17 protein-coding genes are annotated in these 19,930 nt (G+C 64.8%); 11 read left to right on the top strand and 6 right to left on the bottom strand.

Going from position 1 to position 19,930, the window contains the following annotated elements; genetic code table 11:
• Positions 1 to 74 precede the first annotated feature (74 nt).
• Positions 75 to 1,667 (top strand): GMC family oxidoreductase, encoded by a 1,593-nt coding sequence (locus tag ISM_RS12385; protein WP_009814517.1) that lies wholly within the window; start codon positions 75 to 77, stop codon positions 1,665 to 1,667.
• Here the strand turns inward: ISM_RS12385 and ISM_RS12380 are convergent.
• The 6 genes from ISM_RS12380 to ISM_RS12355 all read right to left on the bottom strand — a co-directional run bounded on the left by ISM_RS12380 (position 1,664) and on the right by ISM_RS12355 (position 9,854).
• Positions 1,664 to 2,764 (bottom strand): NAD(P)/FAD-dependent oxidoreductase, encoded by a 1,101-nt coding sequence (locus ISM_RS12380; RefSeq protein ID WP_009814516.1) that lies wholly within the window; start codon positions 2,762 to 2,764, stop codon positions 1,664 to 1,666. The genes ISM_RS12385 and ISM_RS12380 overlap by 4 nt on opposite strands.
• Positions 2,761 to 3,780, bottom strand: a complete 1,020-nt coding sequence (locus tag ISM_RS12375) for a histone deacetylase family protein (RefSeq protein WP_009814515.1) — start codon at positions 3,778 to 3,780, stop codon at positions 2,761 to 2,763. Before ISM_RS12375 ends, ISM_RS12380 begins: the two co-directional genes overlap by 4 nt.
• Positions 3,781 to 3,801: 21 nt before the next feature.
• A complete protein-coding gene (locus ISM_RS12370; protein WP_009814514.1) occupies positions 3,802 to 5,175 on the bottom strand; it encodes an aspartate aminotransferase family protein in 1,374 nt (457 codons plus the stop codon).
• A gap of 92 nt (positions 5,176 to 5,267) precedes the next feature.
• Positions 5,268 to 6,515 (bottom strand): NAD(P)/FAD-dependent oxidoreductase, encoded by a 1,248-nt coding sequence (locus ISM_RS12365; RefSeq protein ID WP_009814513.1) that lies wholly within the window; start codon positions 6,513 to 6,515, stop codon positions 5,268 to 5,270.
• 3 nt (positions 6,516 to 6,518) lie between these two features.
• Positions 6,519 to 8,735: a TRAP transporter permease gene (locus ISM_RS12360; protein WP_009814512.1), complete on the bottom strand. Its 2,217-nt coding sequence runs from the start codon at positions 8,733 to 8,735 to the stop codon at positions 6,519 to 6,521.
• 105 nt (positions 8,736 to 8,840) lie between these two features.
• Positions 8,841 to 9,854 carry a TAXI family TRAP transporter solute-binding subunit gene (locus tag ISM_RS12355; RefSeq protein WP_009814511.1) on the bottom strand — a complete coding sequence of 338 codons (1,014 nt, stop codon included), beginning with the start codon at positions 9,852 to 9,854 and terminating at the stop codon, positions 8,841 to 8,843.
• A gap of 159 nt (positions 9,855 to 10,013) precedes the next feature.
• Between ISM_RS12355 and ISM_RS12350 the strand changes: the two genes are divergently transcribed.
• From ISM_RS12350 to ISM_RS12305, 10 genes are all read left to right on the top strand, one after another.
• Positions 10,014 to 11,081: a LysR family transcriptional regulator gene (locus ISM_RS12350; RefSeq protein ID WP_009814510.1), complete on the top strand. Its 1,068-nt coding sequence runs from the start codon at positions 10,014 to 10,016 to the stop codon at positions 11,079 to 11,081.
• Between the two features lie 142 nt (positions 11,082 to 11,223).
• Positions 11,224 to 12,324 (top strand): mandelate racemase/muconate lactonizing enzyme family protein, encoded by a 1,101-nt coding sequence (locus ISM_RS12345; RefSeq protein ID WP_009814509.1) that lies wholly within the window; start codon positions 11,224 to 11,226, stop codon positions 12,322 to 12,324.
• Positions 12,325 to 12,397: 73 nt separating this feature from the next.
• A complete protein-coding gene (locus tag ISM_RS12340) occupies positions 12,398 to 12,931 on the top strand; it encodes a DUF805 domain-containing protein (RefSeq protein ID WP_009814508.1) in 534 nt (177 codons plus the stop codon).
• A gap of 117 nt (positions 12,932 to 13,048) precedes the next feature.
• Complete coding sequence (locus tag ISM_RS12335) at positions 13,049 to 13,498, top strand: DUF805 domain-containing protein (protein WP_009814507.1); 450 nt, start codon at positions 13,049 to 13,051, stop codon at positions 13,496 to 13,498.
• 88 nt (positions 13,499 to 13,586) lie between these two features.
• Positions 13,587 to 14,258 (top strand): hypothetical protein, encoded by a 672-nt coding sequence (locus ISM_RS12330; protein WP_009814506.1) that lies wholly within the window; start codon positions 13,587 to 13,589, stop codon positions 14,256 to 14,258.
• Complete coding sequence (locus ISM_RS12325) at positions 14,251 to 15,573, top strand: hypothetical protein (RefSeq protein WP_156783382.1); 1,323 nt, start codon at positions 14,251 to 14,253, stop codon at positions 15,571 to 15,573. The genes ISM_RS12330 and ISM_RS12325 overlap by 8 nt, the downstream gene beginning before the upstream one ends.
• On the top strand, positions 15,542 to 16,498 hold the full coding sequence (locus ISM_RS12320) for an AAA family ATPase (protein ID WP_009814504.1): 957 nt from the start codon (positions 15,542 to 15,544) through the stop codon (positions 16,496 to 16,498). The genes ISM_RS12325 and ISM_RS12320 overlap by 32 nt, the downstream gene beginning before the upstream one ends.
• Entirely contained in the window at positions 16,499 to 17,812 is a 1,314-nt protein-coding gene (locus tag ISM_RS12315) for a DUF58 domain-containing protein (protein WP_009814503.1), read from the top strand.
• Entirely contained in the window at positions 17,809 to 18,858 is a 1,050-nt protein-coding gene (locus ISM_RS12310) for a stage II sporulation protein M (RefSeq protein WP_009814502.1), read from the top strand. Before ISM_RS12315 ends, ISM_RS12310 begins: the two co-directional genes overlap by 4 nt.
• Positions 18,855 to 19,898: an RDD family protein gene (locus ISM_RS12305; RefSeq protein WP_009814501.1), complete on the top strand. Its 1,044-nt coding sequence runs from the start codon at positions 18,855 to 18,857 to the stop codon at positions 19,896 to 19,898. Before ISM_RS12310 ends, ISM_RS12305 begins: the two co-directional genes overlap by 4 nt.
• Positions 19,899 to 19,930: the final 32 nt, after the last annotated feature.

Raw genomic sequence — 19,930 nt, 5'->3', positions numbered from 1 at the left:
CGTTTCAAAAAAGACTAGATTAACATTCGCAATCTGCCTAGTGTTTTTTTCCATCAAGGCGGAGGAGATGGGCTGTGAAAGCGGATTATGTGATTGTGGGCGCGGGCTCGGCGGGCTGTGTTCTGGCCAATCGGCTGAGCGAGGACCCGAAGGTCAACGTGGTGCTGCTCGAGGCCGGTCCGGCGGACCGGAACCCGTGGATTCACATCCCGGTGGGCTATTTCAAAACGATGCATAACCCGAGCGTCGACTGGTGCTATCACACCGAGCCGGACGCCGGGGTGAATGGTCGGGTCATCGACTGGCCGCGCGGCAAGGTTCTGGGCGGGTCATCGTCGCTCAACGGCTTGCTCTATGTGCGCGGACAGCCGCAGGATTACGACCGCTGGCGGCAGATGGGCAACGAGGGCTGGGGCTGGGACGACGTGCTGCCGCTGTTCAAACGGGCCGAAAACAACGAGCGCGGCGCCGATGCGTTTCACGGCGATCAGGGGCCTTTGTCGGTGTCGAACATGCGCATTCAGCGGCCCATTTGCGATGCCTGGGTCGCGGCGGCACAGGCGGCGGGCTATCCGTTCAACCCCGATTACAACGGCGCAGAGCAAGAAGGCGTCGGGTATTTTCAGCTCACCACGCGCAACGGGCGGCGCTGCAGCGCGGCGGTGGCCTATCTCAACCCGGTCAAGAAACGCCCCAATCTGCGCATCGTCACCAATGCGCTGGTGAGCCGCGTGCTGCTCGAGGGCAAGCGGGCCACTGGCGTCGCCTATCGCGACAAATCGGGGCAGGAGCAGACGGTGCATGCGGCGCGCGAGGTGATTCTCTCGGGCGGGGCGATCAACAGCCCGCAGATCCTCATGCTGTCGGGCATCGGCGAGGCCGAGCATCTGCGCGACAATGGCGTGACGCCGGTGCATGAGCTCAAGGGCGTCGGCAAGGGGTTGCAGGACCATTTGCAGGCGCGGCTCGTTTACAAATGCAACGAACCGACGCTCAATGACGAGGTGCGCAGCCTGGTCAATCAGGCGCGGATCGCGCTCAAATACGCGCTCTTCCGGGCCGGACCGATGACCATGGCGGCGAGCCTTGCCACCGGGTTCATGAAGACGCGCGACGATCTCGACACGCCGGATATTCAGTTCCATGTGCAGCCCTGGTCGGCGGACAGCCCCGGCGAAGGCGTGCATCCTTTCTCGGCCTTCACCATGTCGGTCTGTCAGCTGCGCCCCGAAAGCCGCGGCGAGCTGCGGCTCGATGGGCCGGACCCCAAGAGCTATGTGAAGATCCACCCCAATTATCTGGCGACCGAGACCGATCAGCGCACCATTGTCGATGGCGTCAATATCGCGCGCAAGATCGCCCGGCATGATCCGCTGGCGGGCAAGATTTCGGAAGAGTTCCGCCCCGATCAGAGCCTCGACATGGAGGATTACGAGGCGACGCTCAACTGGGCGCGCAGCAACTCAAGCTCGATCTACCACCCGACCGGCACCTGCAAGATGGGCGACGGGCCGGACGCCGTTGTCGATGCCAAGCTGCGGGTGCATGGCATCGAAGGGCTGCGGGTGGCGGATTGTTCGATCATGCCCGAGATCGTCAGCGGCAACACCAACGCCCCGGCGATCATGATCGGCGAAAAGGCGAGCGATCTGATCCGCGGGCTCTAACGAAAGCGGGCGGGGCTGAGCGCCGTGGCGAGCCCCGCATCCGCGATCCCGCCGCTGAGCGCGTCACGGGCCAGCGTTGCCATGGCGGGGGCGGTCTGCACCCCATAGCCGCCCTGCCCCGCGAGCCAGCAAAACCCCTCGGCCAGCGGATCGAGACCGAGCACCGGGGTCCGGTCCGGCACAAAGCTGCGCAAGCCGGCCCAGCTGTGGCTTGGCCGGGTGACGGGGATGTCGACCATCTGTTCGAACCGGTAGAGCCCTTCGGCCAGCACCATGTCGTCAGGCCAGGCGTCGCCCGGTGCCACCGGGTCCTCGTCGGCGGGCGAGATCATCAAGCGGCCCGCCTCGGGCTTGGCATACCAGCCCTCGTCGCCTTCGAGCAGCGCCCCGAAGAGCGGCCAGCTGTCGACCGCGAGCCCCTCGGGCACCTCCATGATCACCGCCGAGCGGCGCATCGGTTGCAGCCCGACGCCGGGCAGCCCGGCAAGCGCCGCCAGCGCATCGGCCCAGGCGCCTGCGGCATTGACCACGGTGGGCGCGGAAATCGTGCCGGTGGCGGTGGTGACCTGCCAGAGCGCGTCCTTGCGGGCAAGCGCCTTCACCCGCTGCCCAGTGCGGATTTCGCCGCCCTCGGCGCGCAGGGCGCGGGCGTAGGATTGCAAGAGCCGGTCGACGTCGATGTCCTGCGCGTCCTGCTCATAGACCGCCGCCGCGATCTGATCCCGGCGCAGCACCGGCACCAGGTCGACCGCCTCTTGCGCGGTCAGCCGCTCGATCGTGTCGGTCCCGGCCATATACGCGTCGAGCGCATCCATCTGGTGATCCAGCGCCAGCAACAGCTCGCCCCGCTGCGAGAGCACGTTTTCCGCGCGCGTCTCGCCCGCCAGCGCCGGATGGGCCAGCGCGTTGAGACGGCGCAGCACCGCGTTGCCATAGTTGCGGATGAAGATCGCGGCGGAACGGCCCGTCGAATGATAGGCGAGCTGATCCTCGGCCTCGAGCACACAGACCGTGCGGTCGCGGGCAATCTCGGCCGCGGCGCTGATCCCGGCGATGCCGCCGCCGATGACGATCACGTCGAATGTGGTCCGGCTCATCCCTGCACCCCGGAGAGGAAACTGGTGAGGTTGGGGCCGAGATCTTCGGAGAGATAGCCGCCCTCCTGCACATAAAGCGTCCGCAGCCCCCGCGCCGCGATGGCCGCGCCGATCCGGGCAAAGCCTTGGGTCGTCACGCGCAGGGCGCGGAACGGGTCGCCCTCATGGGCGTCGAGCCCGGTTGCCACCACCAGCGCATCGCAGCCGAAGCTCTCGATGCGGTCGAGCGCCACCTCGAGGGCTGCGAGGAATTCGGCATCGCCCTGCCCCTGCGGCAGCGGCAGGTTGAGATTGGCCCCGATCCCCGCGCCTGCGCCATGTTCATGGGCATGGCCAAAGAAGAACGGGTAAAACCCGGTGGGATCGGCATGGATCGACAGGGTCAGCACATCGGCGCGGGCGTAGAAAATATCCTGCGTGCCATTGCCGTGATGCACATCAATGTCGAGCACCGCCGGACGCGCGCCCTGGGCCAGAAGGCGCTGCGCCGCGATGGCGGAATTGTTGAGAAAACAGAAGCCCGCCGCCATATCGCCATAGGCGTGATGCCCCGGCGGCCGCGACAGCACATAGGCCGGGGTGCCGCTCTGCGCCAGGTGATCGGCGCCGGCGATGGCGGATTGCGCCGACCAATAGGCGGCCTCCCATGTATGCGCGGCGATGGGACAGGCGGTGTCGCCCTGATGGTAGCCCGCCTGCCCCACCGGCGAGCTGGGATAGCTGTCATCGCGGCGGCGCGGGTGGACATTGGGGATGACCTCGGGCGCGGCACCTTCGATCGCGCTCCAGCGGGCATGGATCGTCTGCAGGAAGGTCAGGTATTGTGAGCTGTGCACAGCCGCAATCGGCCCGATCCCTGCGTCTTGCGGCGCCTCGAAAACACAGCCCGCCGCCTCGGCCCCGGCATGGAGCCGGGCGATGCGTTCGGGCTGTTCCGGGCAGGCGCGTTTGACCCCCGCCGCCATAAAGTTCTTGGGGTCGTGTTTCCACTGACGGTCGTCGAAAAACGCTTTCATCGCAGCACCTTGCCCCCTCGGTTAGCCGAGCACGGTCTTGACCGCGCGCATGGTGGCGGCGACCACCTGGTCGGCCTCCTCGCGGCTCAGGCAGAAGGGCGGCGCAAAGCCCAGGATATCGCCCTGCGGCATGGCGCGGGCGATGACCTTGTCCTGCTCGAGCAGCTTGGCCGAGACCTGCGGCCCGATCTTCTCGGCGGCGTCGAAAAACACCCGGTCGTCGCGGTCGCGCACAAATTCCACGGCGCACATCATGCCCTCGCCGCGCACCTCGCCGACATGGGCATGATCGCCAAGCGCCGCCTGCATCTGGTCGCGCAGATAGGTGCCGACCGCGCCCGCGTTCTGCACGAGGCCCAGATCGTCGATGAGCTTGAGATTGGCGACACCCGCCGCCGCGCCGATGGGATGGGCGGAATAGGTCCAGCCATGGCCGATGGGGCCGTTTTCGTCGGTGCCCTGTTCGAGCACTTTCCACATCTTGTCACCAACGATCGAGCCCGACAGCGGCGCATAGGCCGATGTCAGCCCCTTGGCGATGGTGATGAGATCGGGGCGCATCCCGTAATGGTCCGAGCCGAACATCGTGCCGAGACGGCCAAAGCCCGTCACCACCTCATCCGCGACCAGCAGGATGTCATGTTTTTCGAGCACCGCCTGAATCGCCTCCCAATAGCCCGACGGCGGCGGCACGATCCCCCCGGTGCCGAGCACCGGCTCGCCGATGAAGGCGGCAATCGTGTCGGCCCCTTCGCGGGCGATGAGCGCCTCGAGCTCGGCCACGCAATGGGCGACGAACTCGGCCTCGCTCTGGCCGAGGTCCTTGCGGCGGTAGTAATAGGGCGCTTCGGTGTGGATCACCTGCTCGACCGGCAGGTCGAATTTCTTGTGAAAGAGCTCCAGCCCGGTGAGCGAGCCGGTGACCAGCCCCGAGCCGTGATAGCCGCGCCAGCGCGAGATGATCTTCTTCTTCTCGGGGCGGCCAAGGATGTTGTTGTAATACCAGATCAGCTTGACATTGGTTTCATTGGCGTCCGAGCCGCCAAGCCCGAAATAGACCTTGGACATGCCTTTGGGCGCGCGGTCGAGGATCATTTTCGAGAGCGTGATGCTGGCCTCGGTGCCATGGCCCACATAGGCGTGGTAATAGGCCAGTTCGCGGGCCTGATCGGCGATGGCTTCGGCGATCTCCTGACGGCCATAGCCCACGTTGACACAGTAGAGCCCGGCAAAGGCGTCGAGCAGCTTGGTGCCGTCGCGGTCCTCGATGAACACGCCCGAGGCGGTCTTGATCACGCGGTTCGCAGCCTCGCCGCGCGCATGCTGCGCCAGATGGGTCGAGGGGTGGAAAAAATTGTCGCGGTCCCACTGATCCAGTTGATCATTCTTCAGCATGGCGTGTCCTTTCGTGATCGAATGACCAAGCCGTAGCTGATTTGAACCGCCCCTTCCACCCCTTGTGATTTGCCGGTTTTGCCGCCCCGTCGCTAGCCGAAGCGCGCCGCGCTATAGGCGCTCAGATCATGGTTGATGGGCTGTCCCAGCACCAGATCGGCAAGGATGTCACCGGATTTCGGCGCCATCATCAGCCCATAGTGGGAATGGCCAAAACAGCCATAGAGCCCATCGCGCACGCCGAGCCGGTCGATGACCGGCAGGCTGTCGGCAAAGCTCGGACGGCGGCCCATCCAGAACCGCGGCTCGACCTCGGCGAGATCGGGCAAGGCGGCATGGGCGAGCCGGCTGAGCCGGGTCTTGACGCGCGGATCGGGGGGCGCGTCGACCGGGCCGAACTCGGCCTGACCGGCGACGCGCAGCCCGCCCTCCATCGAGGACATGACGAATTTCGCATCGGTATCCGTCACCGAATTGTTGAGCGTGACGCCCGGCTCGGGGAATTCGACGTGATAGCCGCGCTCGGCCATCAAGGGCAGCTTGATCCCCAGCGCGTCGAGCAGCGGTTTCGACCAGGCCCCCAGCGCCACGACCACCTTGTCGGTGCTGCGGCGGCCCTGGTCGGTCTCGATGGCCCAGCGGCTGCCGTCGGGGATCACCGCCCGCACCTCGCTACGCAGGATCTCGACGCCAAGCTTTTCGGCCTTCTGGGCGAGCACGGTATGGATGCGCCCCGGGGCCAGCGCCCGCGCCTGACCATGGATCACCACGGCGGCCTTGAAATCGGACGAGAGCGCCGGTTCCAGCGCCCGCAACCCATCCGCCCCGATGAGTTCGAGCTGCGCGCCTTTCTCGCGGCGGATGGTGCAATCGAGCGAGCTGAGCGAGGCGCGGCTCGCATCGCGGAAGGCGTGGACATAGACGCTGTCGCGCACCAGATGTTCGTGGCCGGTGCCCTGCAGGTGACGGCGGTAGAGATCGACCGAGGGCGCGCAGAGCAGCTCCATCCCGTCGGCGATCTCGCGCACCCGCGCCTCGGTGCCCTGACGTAGCAGGCTCAGCCCCCAAGGCACCATGCGCGGCCAGGTCGCGGCGCGTACGCTCAGCGGGCGGAATTGCCCGAACATGAGCGACGGCAGCTTCTTCCACAGGCCCGGCATGGTCTGCGGGATGACCGACCAGGGCGAGATCACCCCGGCATTGCCGTAGGAGGTCTCTTGCCCCGGATCACCGCGGTCGATGAGCCGCACCTTGGCCCCGCGTTCGGCCAGCGACAGCGCGCAGCAGATCCCCACCGCGCCTGCGCCGAGCACGGTCACTTCGGTCGTCGTCTCCGGCATCTGTCAGGCAGCCTCTGCTTTGCGGTTCCGCCGCGCGATGAGCTGGCTGATGATGGCGGGCGACGCGATGATCAGCGCCACCAGATCGGCCTGCAGCGACGGTGCGATGAACACCAGCCCGGCAAAGGCCATGAGGATGCGATAGATCACCCCCATCGGCGCCAGCCAATAGCCCACCACCGCCGCCGACAGGGCCACGACCCCGGCGATACAGCTTGTCGCGGTGTAGGAGAATTCCCACAGATCAAAGCCCGTCGAGCTCACGAAGAGAAGCACCGGCGCATAGACGAAGGCCATCGGCGCCACCACCTTGCCGAGCCCCAGCGTGAAGGCCGAGATCCCGGTGCGGAACGGGTTCGAATTGGCAATCGCCGCCGCCGCATAGGCGGAGGTACAGACCGGCGGCGTGATTTCGGCCACCACCCCGTAGTAGAGCACGAACATATGGCTCGCGATCGGCGGGATGCCGAGCTGAGCCAGCGCCGGCTGCGCCACCGAGACGAGCATGATGTAGAGCGCCGTGGTCGGCACGCCCGCGCCCATCAGGATACAGGCCAGCGCGATGAACACGAGGCTGATGAAGAGCGTGAGATCCTCGACCGAGAAGAGCTCCCAGCTGCCAAAGGCAAAGAGCCCGTGCAGATCGCCGCCAAGGTTCGACGCGGCCTGGGTCACCATAAAGCCGATGCGGAACCCGATGCCGGTGGTGTTGATCACCCCGATCACGATGCCCACCGCCGCCGAGGCCGCGCCCACCGCCAGCGCGTATTTCACGCCGGTCTCGAAGGTGTCGCCCATTTCCTTGAGGCTGATCCGGTCCTGCGGGTTGAACGTGGCCAGCACCGCGCCACCGATCAGGATCAGCGACATGATGAGGTCAAAGCCGCCGCCGGTGTATTTCCAGATGACGAAGGCGATGAAGGCCGCCGCATAGAGCAGGGTTACCGGCTGCCGCGCCCGGCTCATCCCGGCGATGATCGACAGCGAAATCCCGCAAAAGGCCGACATATAGGGCGTGTAGCCTGAAAAAAGCACCACCAGCAGACCGACCAGAGGCACGATATTGGCCCAGCCATGACGCCAGACCGCGCCAAGCTGCGGCAGCGCCTCGCTGCTCAGGCCCTTGAGGCCGAGACGGCGCGCCATCAGATGCACGACGGTAAAGACGCCGACATAATGCAGCAGCGCCGGGAAGATCGCCGCAATCACGATGGTCGTGTAGGGCAGTTCTAGAAACTCGGCCATGATAAAGGCCGCGGCCCCCATGATCGGCGGTGTGATCTGCCCGCCCGCCGAGGCGGCGGCTTCGACGCCACCGGCGAAATGGCCGGGATAACCCAGACGTTTCATATTGGGGATGGTCAGCGCGCCGGTCGACACGGTGTTGGCCACCGAGCTGCCCGAGATGGTGCCGAAAAAGGCCGAGGACACGACCGAGACCTTGGCCGGACCCCCGGTGTAGCGGCCCGCGAGGATCGTCGCATTGTCGATGAAAAGCTGTCCCAGCCCGGTGCGCTGGGCGATGACGCCAAAGAGCACGAAGTGGAAAACGATGGTCGACACCACCCAGAGCGTCACGCCAAAGATGCCTTCCGAGGGGAAATACATCGACGAGACGAAGGTTTTGAAATTCACGCCCGGATGCTGAAGGATGCCCGGAAAGATCGGCCCAAAGAGCGCATAGGACATGAAGATGCAGATGATCAGCGGCAGGATCCAGCCCAGCGTGCGCCGCGCGATGTCGAGCACCAGCACGATGAGCACGATGCCAAAGAACATGTCAAAGGTGTTGGGATTGCCCATGCGGAAGGTCTGTTCCTCGATGCCGAGCATCGGGATGCCGCGCCAGGCCAGCCCGAGATAGAGCGCCGAGGCCACGCCCAGAACCATCAAGATCACATCGAGATAGGGCACCCCGCCAAGCCGCATCGCCCCGGTCTTGAGGTCAAAGGCGGTGGGCGTCTTGACCAGCGGAAACAGCGCATAGGTCAGGATAAAGAGCCCCGACAGGTGCCAGCCCATATGCCAGAAATCGGGCGGCAGGGCGAAGCCGGCGGTGAGGTAATGGTACATCGCAAAGGTCAGCGACACGTAGCGCAGGAATTTCGCGAACCCCGGCGTCACATCCCGCGTCGCGGCACCTTCATCATATTTCTCTTCGATGGCCGCCAGCTCTTCGGCTGTCAGTTCGCGATCGTCGTCGGTGCGCGCATCACTCATCACCTGTCCCCCGTCTTCGCTTGTTTTATTGGTGGTCTCTTCAACCGGGCCCCCCCCGAGACGGTTCCGGGCCGGCCCTGACTCACACTCAGCGTAGCGCTGATCTTATTGGATCAGGCCTTGCTCGCGATAGAAACGCTCGGCGCCCGGGTGCAGCGGCACACCGAGGTTGAGAACGCCGTCGAGCGCGGTGTCGAGGGTGATCTGCTTGCCCTTGGCATGGCCATTGTCGAGCAGCGTCCGCGTGTTGTCGTTCCACAGCGCCTTGGTGATGCCATAGACCAGCTCTTCGTCAAGATCGGCCGACACGTTGAGCAGGGCCGACACCGCCGGGGTCTTCACCTCGTAATCGACACCCTCATAGACATTGGCGGGGATGGTCGAGGCGATATAGGCGGGCATGGCTTCGATGATCTTGTTGAGATCTTCTTCGCTGAAGCTGTGCAGCTCCATGCCTTTGGTGGTGGCAAGCTGCACCATGGCCGAAACCGGCCAGCCGGCTGCGTAGAAATAGCCGTCGAGCTGACCATCGGCGAGACGTTCGGCGGACTGGCTGTTGTTGAGCTCGGCCTCGTCGATATTGTCGCGGTTCACGCCCCACATTTCCATCATCTGCAGCACGGCCACCTGGGTGCCGGACCCGGCCTGGGCGATGCCCACGCGCTTGCCCTTCAGATCGCCGAGACCGTTGATTTTCTGGCCTTTGGGCAGCACCAGATGCACGTCTTCGGGATAGAGGTTGGCGACGATGCGCAGCTTGTCATGCGGCTTGCCTTCGAACTTGTCCTCGCCGAGATACATCGAGCGGGTCACGTCGGCGGCGGCAAGGCCGGCCTCGAGCTCGCCGTTCTGCACGGCGATGTTGTTGAACACCGAAGCGGTGGTCGATTGCGCGATGGCGATCAGACCGGGCACGCCGCATTGGCCACCCTCTTCGCAGGGGCGCGAGCCCGGAGGCGACGAGATGCCGTTGGCGATGGTGCCGCCGATCGGGAAATAGGTGCCACCCGCGCTGCCTGTACCGATTCGGAAAAAGGTCGGGCTTTGGGCTTCAACCGCGAGGGTCGAGGCCAGGGTCGCGGCCAGGGCGACGCCTGCGAGCTTGGAAAAATAGGTCATATGTGACTCCCATTGGACATACGGACCCCCGTTGCGCGGGGATTCCTCGTGTAGAGATGGCCGAGATTAGGCGCACTGGCAATAAATGCAAATTTGAATTACTTTTAATGTTTAAAGTTCCGCTTATAGATACAGGCAGACGCTGCTTGGTAATTCATCATGAACCTCACCCAGATCACCGCCTTTCGGGCTGTCATGGACTCGGCCTCGCTCTCGGCGGCGGCGCGCAAGCTGGGCCGCACCCAGCCCGCGATCAGCCTGTCGATCCGCGCCCTCGAAGAGGCGCTCGGGCTCAAGCTCTTTGAACGGCAGGGCCGACAGCTCATCCCGGTGCCCGAGGCGCATTACCTGCATGCCGAGTCCGGTGCGATCCTCGACCGGCTGGCCGGGGTCACCCGCACCATGCAGAGCCTCGCGGGCGGCACGGCGGGGGTGCTCAGCGTCTCGGCCATGCCGGGGCCCGCGGCCTATGTGTTTCCGCATTTCATCGCCAATGCCATCGACACGCTCGATCAGGTGAGCCTGTCGATCACCTCGCGCAGCTCGGAACAGATTGCCGAGCTGGTGCGCAGCCAAAGCATCGATTTCGGCTTTTGCGATGCGCCGCTCGGGCCCCTTCAGGGCGACGCGGCCCCTGCCCCCATCCCCCAAACCGGCCAAACCGGCGAGGCTGGCGAGGCCAAACCCGCCGCCGAGGCCGAACAATCCTATCTGCTCGACCGGATCAGCGCCGATTGCTTTCTCGCCCTGCCCGAGGATCACCCGCTCTGCCGGTTTGACATCGTGCCGATCGCGGCGCTCGACGGCGCGCCGATGGGCGCGTTGCAGGCCCGGCACATGCATCAAAAACGCACCCTCGCGGCCTTTGCGCAATCGGGCGCGCGGTTCCGGCAGGTGATCGAGAGCCAGACCTTCCTGCCGCTGTTGCAATTCATCCGCACCGGCAAATGTCTCGCCGTGGTCGACCCGCTCAGCGTGATCAATGACCGCCCGCAGACCGGCCATGACAGCCGGGTCGTGTTCCGCCCGCTCGCCCAGCCCATCCGCTATGATTACGCGATCCTGTCGCCGCGCTACCGGCCGCTGTCGCAGGTGGCGCAGAAACTGCGCAGCGGCTGGATGACCCATCTCTATGATCTCCTGGCCAGCATCGAGGCCGCCCCCCGCTGGGAAGAACAGAGCAGCCCGCCGCCCATATCCCTGCCCGTTTCCGGATCGGATGATTGACATTTCAACGGCTTTGCGGCCCTCATCCGCGCAGATGACACCGCCAAAAGTCACACCGACGCGATACCGACGCCGGACCGACGCAACACCGACCGCAAGATCGACCGCCAAATCGACCACGAGACTGACAGGGACCGCCGCCATGAAACTCACCGCCATCGAAACCTTCACCAATGAATTTGTGGGCTTTGTCCGGGTCACCTCTGAGGATGGCGCACGGGGCTGGGGGCAGGTCTCGACCTATCATTCCGACATCACCTGCGAGGTCCTGCACCGGCAGGTGGCCCCTTGGATGCTTGGTCAGGACTGCAGCGATCTCGACGATCTGCTCGATCTTGTCACCGAGCGCGAGCACAAGTTTCCCGGCTCCTACCTGCGCCGCGCCATGGCCGGGGTCGACACCGCGATCTGGGATCTGCGCGGCAAACAGGCGGGCAAACCGGTGGCCGAACTTCTCGGCGGCTCGGCCGGCACGATCCGCGCCTATGCCAGCTCGATGAAGCGCGACATCACCCCCCACGACGAGGCCGAACGCATGAAGCGGCTGCGCGACGCCCATGGGTTCGACGCCTTCAAGGTGCGCGCCGGGGCCGAGGTCGGCCGGGGCCGCGACGAATGGCCGGGCCGCACCGAAGAGATCGTGCCGACCATGCGCCGCGAGATGGGCGACAGCGCCGCGCTGCTCATCGACGCCAACAGCTGCTATGCGCCGGCGCAGGCGATTGAGCTTGGTAAGCTCCTGCAAGATCACGGGTTTTCCCATTTTGAAGAGCCCTGCCCCTATTGGGAGCTGGAGCAGACCAAAGAGGTCAGCGAGGCGCTCGACATCGATGTGACGGGGGGCGAGCAGGATTGCGACCTGACGACATGGCGGCGGATGATCGACATGCGCGCGGTCGATGTGGTGCAGCCTGACATCCTCTATCTCGGCGGCATCTGCCGGACGCTGCGGGTGGCGCGGATGGCCGAGGCGGCAGCGCTTCCAGTGACCCCGCATTGCGCCAACCTGTCGCTGGTGACGCTTTTCACCATGCATCTGCTGCGCGCCATTCCCAATGCCGGGAAATATCTCGAGTTTTCCATCGAGGGCGAGGATTACTACCCGTGGCAAGACGGTCTTTTCGTCGAAGACCCTTACCGGATCGAAGACGGCCATGCCCGCGTCACCGAGGCCCCCGGCTGGGGTGTCGAGATCTGCCCCGAGTGGCTCGCGCGGTCGGCCTACAAGGTGAGCCGCGCCTGACAAGAACCGCTTGCACCTGCGAAATTGGCTGGCTACGGTCGCATCAGTTTTGTTTGAGTGAGTGCATACCGACATGGGTTTCGTCGAAGCAGTCAAGACCTGCTATGGGCCTAATTACGCCCGGTTCAGCGGCCGCGCCGCACGGTCTGAATATTGGTATTTCATGCTTTTGCACGTCTTGGTCTTGCTATGCTGGCTTGGCCTGGCGGTCGCCACCGACACGTTGGTGGCCCTTCAATACGCCTATATAGGTTATCTTCAGGGGTCCCCGGATGGCGCCCCGGCGGCGGTTTGGGCGATTGCGGGACTTTACCTCGCCTATCAGCTCATATCCATTCTGCCATATAGCGCAGTAACCACCCGCAGGCTGCATGATCGCAACATCTCGGGCTGGTACTTCCTGTTCTATATGATCCTCAATTACATTCCGACGGTCGCCCTGTTCCTCCCCGCATTGGACAGGATGCTTCCTCAATTTTTCGACGTTGCGGTGAGCCTCGCCATGCTTGCCATCTTCATTGTCACCATTCTCAAAGGCACCGAGGGCCGGAACCGCTTTGGCCCCGATCCGCTCGCGACCCGCGCTAGGGAAGAGATCTTTGCATGAAGGTGACAATTCCGACCCAGCTAGAAATTAGCACGCCCCGCCACGCGCGCCCAGCTTGATCGGCGCTCCCCTCCCCCCTAGCATTCCAACCATAAACCTTAGAAAGGGACAGAAACCATGGGTTTTAAAGAAGCAATTCGCACAGTTCTCAAGGAAAAATACGCCACATTCAAAGGCCGCGCGTCGCGGTCGGAGTTTTGGTATTTCATGCTGTTTACCACGCTGGTGGGGATCGCCTGCGTCGGCCTCGGCTTTGCCACCGGCGGCATGGACCTTCTGGAAGGTCGTAACGCCTCGGCCCTGCCGATGATCTTCTTCGGTCTTTACGGCCTGTTCTATCTGGCAATCCTGATCCCGACCATCGCCGTCACCGTGCGCCGCCTGCATGACCGCAACATGTCGGGCTGGTGGTATCTCGGCTTTCTTGTCGGCGGGATGATCCCCTTTGTGGGGCCTCTCATCTCGATCGCCATGATCGTGATCTTGGTCCTCAAGGGCACCGATGGCGACAATAAATTTGGCCCTGATCCGCTGCGCGGCGCGGCCAATTCCGACGTCTTCGCCTGATTTCATGAAGGCCTTGCGCCTCCTGTGCCCCGCGCTCTTGTTGTGCGGGGCACTTCTCTCTGCGGGGCTTGCCTCTGCCAGAGAACCCTTGGCCCTGCCCGAAGATGCGCGCGCGGCCACGGCGCCGCGGGGCGAGACGGCCGAGCGCTATCTCGAAGCGGCGCGCGCCCGGCGTCTCGAGACGCGGGCCGAATATGTGTCCGATCTGGGCAGCCTTACCCTGACCGGCGACACCCGCCGGATCGAGCCTGTCCGCCGCCGCGATCCGGGCGTTAAGCTCGAAGGTGGCACCGGCACGATCATCGTCGTTCTGGTGCTGCTGGCGCTGCTGTTGCTCTTTCTGCGCTTTGGCGGCACCGGCACGATCTTGTCGCGCGCGCCCAAGGAGAAGGACGGCAAAACCATCGACGCCCCCGAGAGCTGGAAAATCGACGCCGATGAGGCCGCCACCGATCAGCAGAGCCTGCTTGCCCAGCTCCGGGCCATGCCCGACCGGCGGGCGGCGCTGGTGCGGCTCTTGCGCCATGTGCTGCTGGCGGCGGGCACCGCCTGCGAGACGCGCTTTGCCCGCTCGGACACCGAACGCGAGGCCTTTGCCCGGCTGCCCGGCGACTGGAAATATCGCGGCACTTTGGCCGATATCCTCAAAGCGGCCGAGCTGGCCCATTACGGCGGCCGCGAGGTGAGCGATGACGGGTTTGAGGCGGCGCTGAGCCAAGGCGCGACCATTCTGCGGCTCGGAGAGATGCGTCATGGGTAACAAGGGTCCCATGGTGGTGGTGGCGGGGCTGATCCTCGCCGGTCTCGCGGGGCTCTTCTTGCTGCGCGGCGGCGAGGAGGGCGGTTATATCGATCGGTCTGTCATCGGGCTACACGGGCTGATCCCGGTCTATGAGGCCGACAATCTGCCGGTCCGCGCCTCGAACCGGCGGCTGCATCCCAATCGCGAGGATCTGTCGTTCCGGCTGCTGCCGCTCTATGACATTGACCTCGAAAAGCCTCCCCAGCGTCCGACCACCAAGGATGAGCTGTTTCATCAACAGACCCAGAAGGACATGGAACGCTTTGCCTTCGAGACCAAGCTCATCGAGCTGCCAACGGTGCTCGTCTTGCCGAAATGGCGCACCGGATTTGTCGAGACCGGCATCGCGCATGAACTGACGCTGATCCGCTCCGGCAACCTGTCGCGGCTGTTGCGGCAGATCGGGCTGAAAGACGCGCGGATCAACCGGGCCGGGCCGGAGTTTCTGCGCGGGACGCTCTTTGGGGCCGATGTCGCGCTCTTTCAGGCGCAAAGCCTGCCGCGCGACACCCTGCCCGAACACTGCCGGCCCGAGGCGGCGCTCGGCGAGAGCGTCTTTGTCCTGAGCTGTGATCTGCCCGAGCCAGAGCATGCCACATGGATCGTCACCGACCCCGATCTTCTGAACAATCACGGGCTCGGCCTTGGCGACAACGCGCGTTTTGCCACCGCCCTCGCCCGCCGGGTCGGCGGCGATATCACCCGCGACATCTATGTCGACACCAGCCCGGACCTGCTCACCGAATATGAGGCCACCGACGTAGAGCGGCGCGACTATGAGCGCACCGCCGATGATTTTGGCCGGATGTTCGACTATCCGTTCAACGTGCTCTGGGCGATGCTGGCGCTGGTGATTGCGGTGGTCTATTGGCGCGGCACCCGGCGTTTCGGCCCGGTGCGGCCGCTGGACGACCCGGGTGACGGCCACGGGATCTCGCGCGAGGCATCGATTGCCGCCAAGGCGCGGCTGCTGCGTCTGTCGGGTCATGACGGGCATCTGGTGTCGGATTTCGTGCAGGCCCAGCTCATCGACATCACCCGTCAGGTCTTTGGCCCCGATCAGGGCGCGGCCGGGCAAGAGCGGCTCTTTGCCCATCTCGCCCGGCAGGACCCGACCCTCGCCCGCGAGTTCGAAGCGACGGCGCGCGCGCTCATCTCCGAGGCCCCGTCTTTGCCGCAGGCCGAGATCTACCGGCTGCTCGGCACGTATAAATTGCTCTTGAAACAGGTTGTGGAACGCTATGGATCTCTCCGAATTTCAACAAATCACTGACGATATCCGCACCGAGGTGGGCCAGGTGGTTCAGGGGCAAGAGCCGCTGATCGACATGCTGCTGACCTCGGTCTTTGCACGCGGGCACTGCCTTCTCGAAGGGCCGCCGGGCACCGCCAAGACGCTTCTGGCGCGCTGTCTGGCGCAGGTCATCTCGCTCGATTTCGGGCGGGTGCAATTCACCCCCGACCTGATGCCGGGCGATGTGCTCGGCGTGAACCTCTATGATTTCCAGAGCGGCAGTTTCCGCCTCACCAAAGGGCCGGTCTTTACCGACATCCTGCTCGCCGATGAGATCAACCGCGCCCCGCCCAAGACGCAATCGGCGCTGTTGCAGGCGATGAACGAACGCGAAGTGACGATCGACGGCACCAACTATCCGCTGGGCGGCGAGTTTTTCGTGATCGCCACCCAGAACCCCATCGAACAGCACGGCACCTATCCGCTGCCCGAGGCCCAGCTCGACCGGTTCCTGTTCAAGCTTCTGGTGGATTTCCCCGACCGCGACGCCGAAATCTCGATCCTGTCGCGCCATGCCGCCCTGCCCGTCGAGACCGACAAGGGCCGGACCGAGCTGCGCCGCGTGCTCGACCGCGACACGCTTCTCGCGGGGCGGGCGCTGGTCGACAGCATCCGGCTCGACGAGACGATCCTCACCTATATCGTCGATCTGGTCCGCGCCACGCGCACCGATGCCGAGGTGCTGCACGGGGCCTCGACCCGCGCCGCCGATGCGCTGGCCGGGGCGGTGCGGGCGCGCGCGGCGCTCGACGGGCGCGACTATGCGCTGCCCGATGATGTGCAGGCGCTGATCACGCCGGTGTTGCGGCACCGGGTGGTGCTCGGCCCCACCGCCGAGATCGAAGGCCGCACTTCGGACGATGTGTTGCAGACCATCGTCAACCGCCTGGACGCGCCGCGCTAGATGCGCCCGTCGCGTCGCCTTGTTGCGCTGACACTGGCGCTGGCTGCGGTCACGGTGCTGGTCACCGGGCTCTTGCCGGATGCGAGCCTGGCGCTGCTCCTGTTGTGGGGCGGGCTGGCGCTCGTGGGCTGTGCCGATCTCCTCCTGTCGGTGGCAAGCCGCAGTCTCACGCTCGAGGCGCTGCTGCCCTCGCAGGGCTATAACGGGGTCGAGACCCGGCTGCGCGGCACGCTTTCGCGCAAATCCGGGCCGCTGCCGCGTGTCATTGCCGCGCGGCTTGGCCAGAGCGCCGGGCTGGTGGTGCAGGACACGGTCGATCTCAGCCCCTCGGAAGGCGCGGGAGAGATCACCTTTGACATCGGTCTGCGCCCGGTCGAACGCGGCACCCAGCGCGTCGACGACATCACGCTGTGCTATGGCTCGCGCTTTGGCCTCTTCGAGATCCTGCCGCGCTGGCCGCTCGATCTCGAGATCAAGATCCAGCCCAACCTTCAGCCGATCCTCTCGGGCGAGATCCAGACCCAGATGCTGCCGCTTCTCGACGGGCTCAAGACCACGACGCTCAAGGGCGAAGGGTCCGAATTTCATCAGTTGCGCGACTATATGCCCGGCATGGACCCGCGCAGCATTGACTGGAAACGCTCGGCCCGGATGAACGCGATGGTGGCCCGCGAGACCCGCGCCGAACGCAATCACCAGATCATGATCTGCGTCGATCACGGCCATCTCATGGCGCAGAAGCTCGACACGCTCTCCAAGCTCGACCATGCGATCAACGCCGCCCTGGCGATGACCTGGGCCGGGGTACTGGGCGGCGACAATGTGGGGTTCTACACCTTTGGGGCGCGCCCCGGTCAGGTGGTGCCGCCGCGCGCCGGGCGCAACGCCTTTGGCCGCATCCGCGCGGTGACCGCCGATCTGCGGGAGAGCCATTCCGAGAGCAACCACACCCTCGCCCTCACCCATCTCCACGGGCTGCTGTCGCGGCGCTCTCTGGTCATCATCTTTTCCGATTTCGTCGACAGCACCAGCGCCGAGCTGCTGATCGAAAACCTCGCGGTGATGACGCGCCAGCATCTCGTGCTCTATGTCGCGCTGCGCGACCGCGAGCTCGACGCGCTGGCCCATCCCGAGGATCTCTCGATGGACAGCGTGGCGCGGGCCATCTCGGCGAGCCAGCTGCGACAGGAACGGGCGCGGGTGCTCGACCGTCTGCGCCGGCTCGGCGTGCTCTGCCTCGACAGCGATCCGCAATCGCTCACCCCCGAGCTCATCTCGCGCTATATGGATATCAAATCGCAGGGGCTGATATGACCGACACCCATGCCACGCCGCCCCCTGTCAGCGACGCCATCCGTTCGGCCCGGTTCCGCAAGGAGCGCGAGACGAGCTGGAAACGGCTCGACGCGCTGGTGGTCGAGGCCGAGAAACGCGGCGTCCGCAACATGAGCTATCAGGACACGCTCGCCCTGCCGAGCCTCTATCGGCAGGCGATGAATTCGCTGAGCGTGGCGCGCGCCATCTCGCTCGATCAGGCGCTGCTCGCCTATCTCGAGGCGCTCTGCGCGCGGGCCTATCTGGTGATCTACGCGCCACAGGAAAGCGTCCGCGACGCGCTCGTCAAGCTCTTCACCCAGTACATCCCGCAGGCGGTGCGCAATTCGGCGCTGGCGCTCGCGATCGGTTTTCTCGCCATGGCGCTGGGCGCCTTCACCGGCTACATGCTGTTTTTCGACGACCCGTCCTGGTTCTACAGCTTCGTGCCGTCGGGCCTGTCGGACGGGCGCACCCCCGAGGCCTCGGCCAGCTATCTGCGCAGCACGCTCTTCGACGACAACCCCAGGGCGCATGAAATGCTCGGGGCCTTTGCCGCCCAGCTCTTTTCGCACAACACCCAGATCGCCATCCTGATCTTTGCGCTGGGCATTTTCGTCAGCCTGCCGAGCTTTGCCCTGACCTTCTACAACGGTCTGGTGCTGGGCGCGTTCTTTGCCATGTTTGCCAAGGCCGGGCTCGGCTATGAGCTCTTTGGCTGGCTGTCGATTCACGGGGTGACAGAGCTTTCGGCGATCTGCATCGCCTGTGCCGGTGGCGCACAGCTTGGCCTCGCGGTGCTGATGCCCGGTCAGCTCACCCGCCGCGCCGCGCTGCGCGCCCGGGGCCGCGATGCGGTCTGTCTGGTCATCCTCGCCGCGCTCATGCTCATCGCCGCCGCCTTCATCGAAGGCTTCCTGCGCCAGACCGTGCAATCGACCGAGCTGCGCCTCGCCATCGGCTGGGGCATCGGGCTTGGCTGGCTGGCGTGGCTGATCCTGGCGGGCCGGTCGGGTGACGGCAGCGGCACAGGTGGCCCGGCATGAGCATCAACAGCGCGCAAACCGGGGCCGCCCAGTCCCAGAGCCCCCAGTCTCAGGCCACACAATCCCAGACCGCACAGGCCCAAACCAATACGACCGAGCCCGCCCCGGTGCGCGGCACGACGGTCAACAAATCCCAAGGCGGCCGGCGGCTCGAGAATTACCTGCCGCCCGAAGGCGTCCCCATTGCCTTCGACATCTCTGGCGGCGGCGCGCGGCTTGGCGCGCAGCTCCTCGACATCCTGATCACCTTCGGCGGTGTCATCCTCCTTCTGTTTTTGCTGCTCTGGAGCAATCTCCTCGGCTGGAGCGCCTTTCTCATCCTGCTGTCGCTGCTCTTTTTCTTTGTGCGCGTGCCCTATTACGTTCTGTCCGAACTGGTCTGGAATGGCCGCACCCTGGGCAAGCGCCTCGTCAAGATCCGGGTGATCAGCGCCGATGGCACGCGGCTCACCCCCTATCAGATCACCGCCCGCAACCTGATGAAAGAGATCGAGGTCTTTACCCCGATCGCAATGATCTTCAGCGTCCCCGACAAACCCGGCTACGCCACCGCTCTCCTCATGCTCTGGGTGGTCGTGGTGCTCTTGGTGCCGTTCTTCAACAAACGCCGTCAGCGGCTTGGCGACATGATCGCCGGAACGCTGGTGGTGGATCAGCCGCTGACGCTGCTCTTGCCCGATCTCGCGCAGACCGCGACCGAAACCCGCGCCAAGCCGCGCTATCTCTTTGATCCGAGCCATCTCGGCATCTATGGCCGGTTCGAGCTGCAAACGCTGGAGCAGATCCTGCGCAGCCCGCCGCAATCGCCGGAACAGCGCAACAATGTCTCTTCGGTGACCAAGACGATCCTGACCAAGATCGACTATCCCGAAACGGTCAATCCGAACGATCAATGGCGGTTCCTGACCGATTTCTACACGGCCCAGCGGGAATTTCTCGAAAGCCGTCAGCTCTTTGGCGATGCGCGCGAGAACAAATTTCACGATGTCGCCAAAACCGCCAAGACTGGCGCAGACGCAAGGTTCACGCCGCCGAAATAAGTGGAGAGTGGCCCAAAGCGCAATTGACGATT

The sequence above is a fragment of the Roseovarius nubinhibens ISM genome, assembly GCF_000152625.1.
GTDB classification, from domain to species: domain Bacteria; phylum Pseudomonadota; class Alphaproteobacteria; order Rhodobacterales; family Rhodobacteraceae; genus Roseovarius; species Roseovarius nubinhibens.
This window is presented reverse-complemented; position numbering and strand designations above follow the sequence as displayed.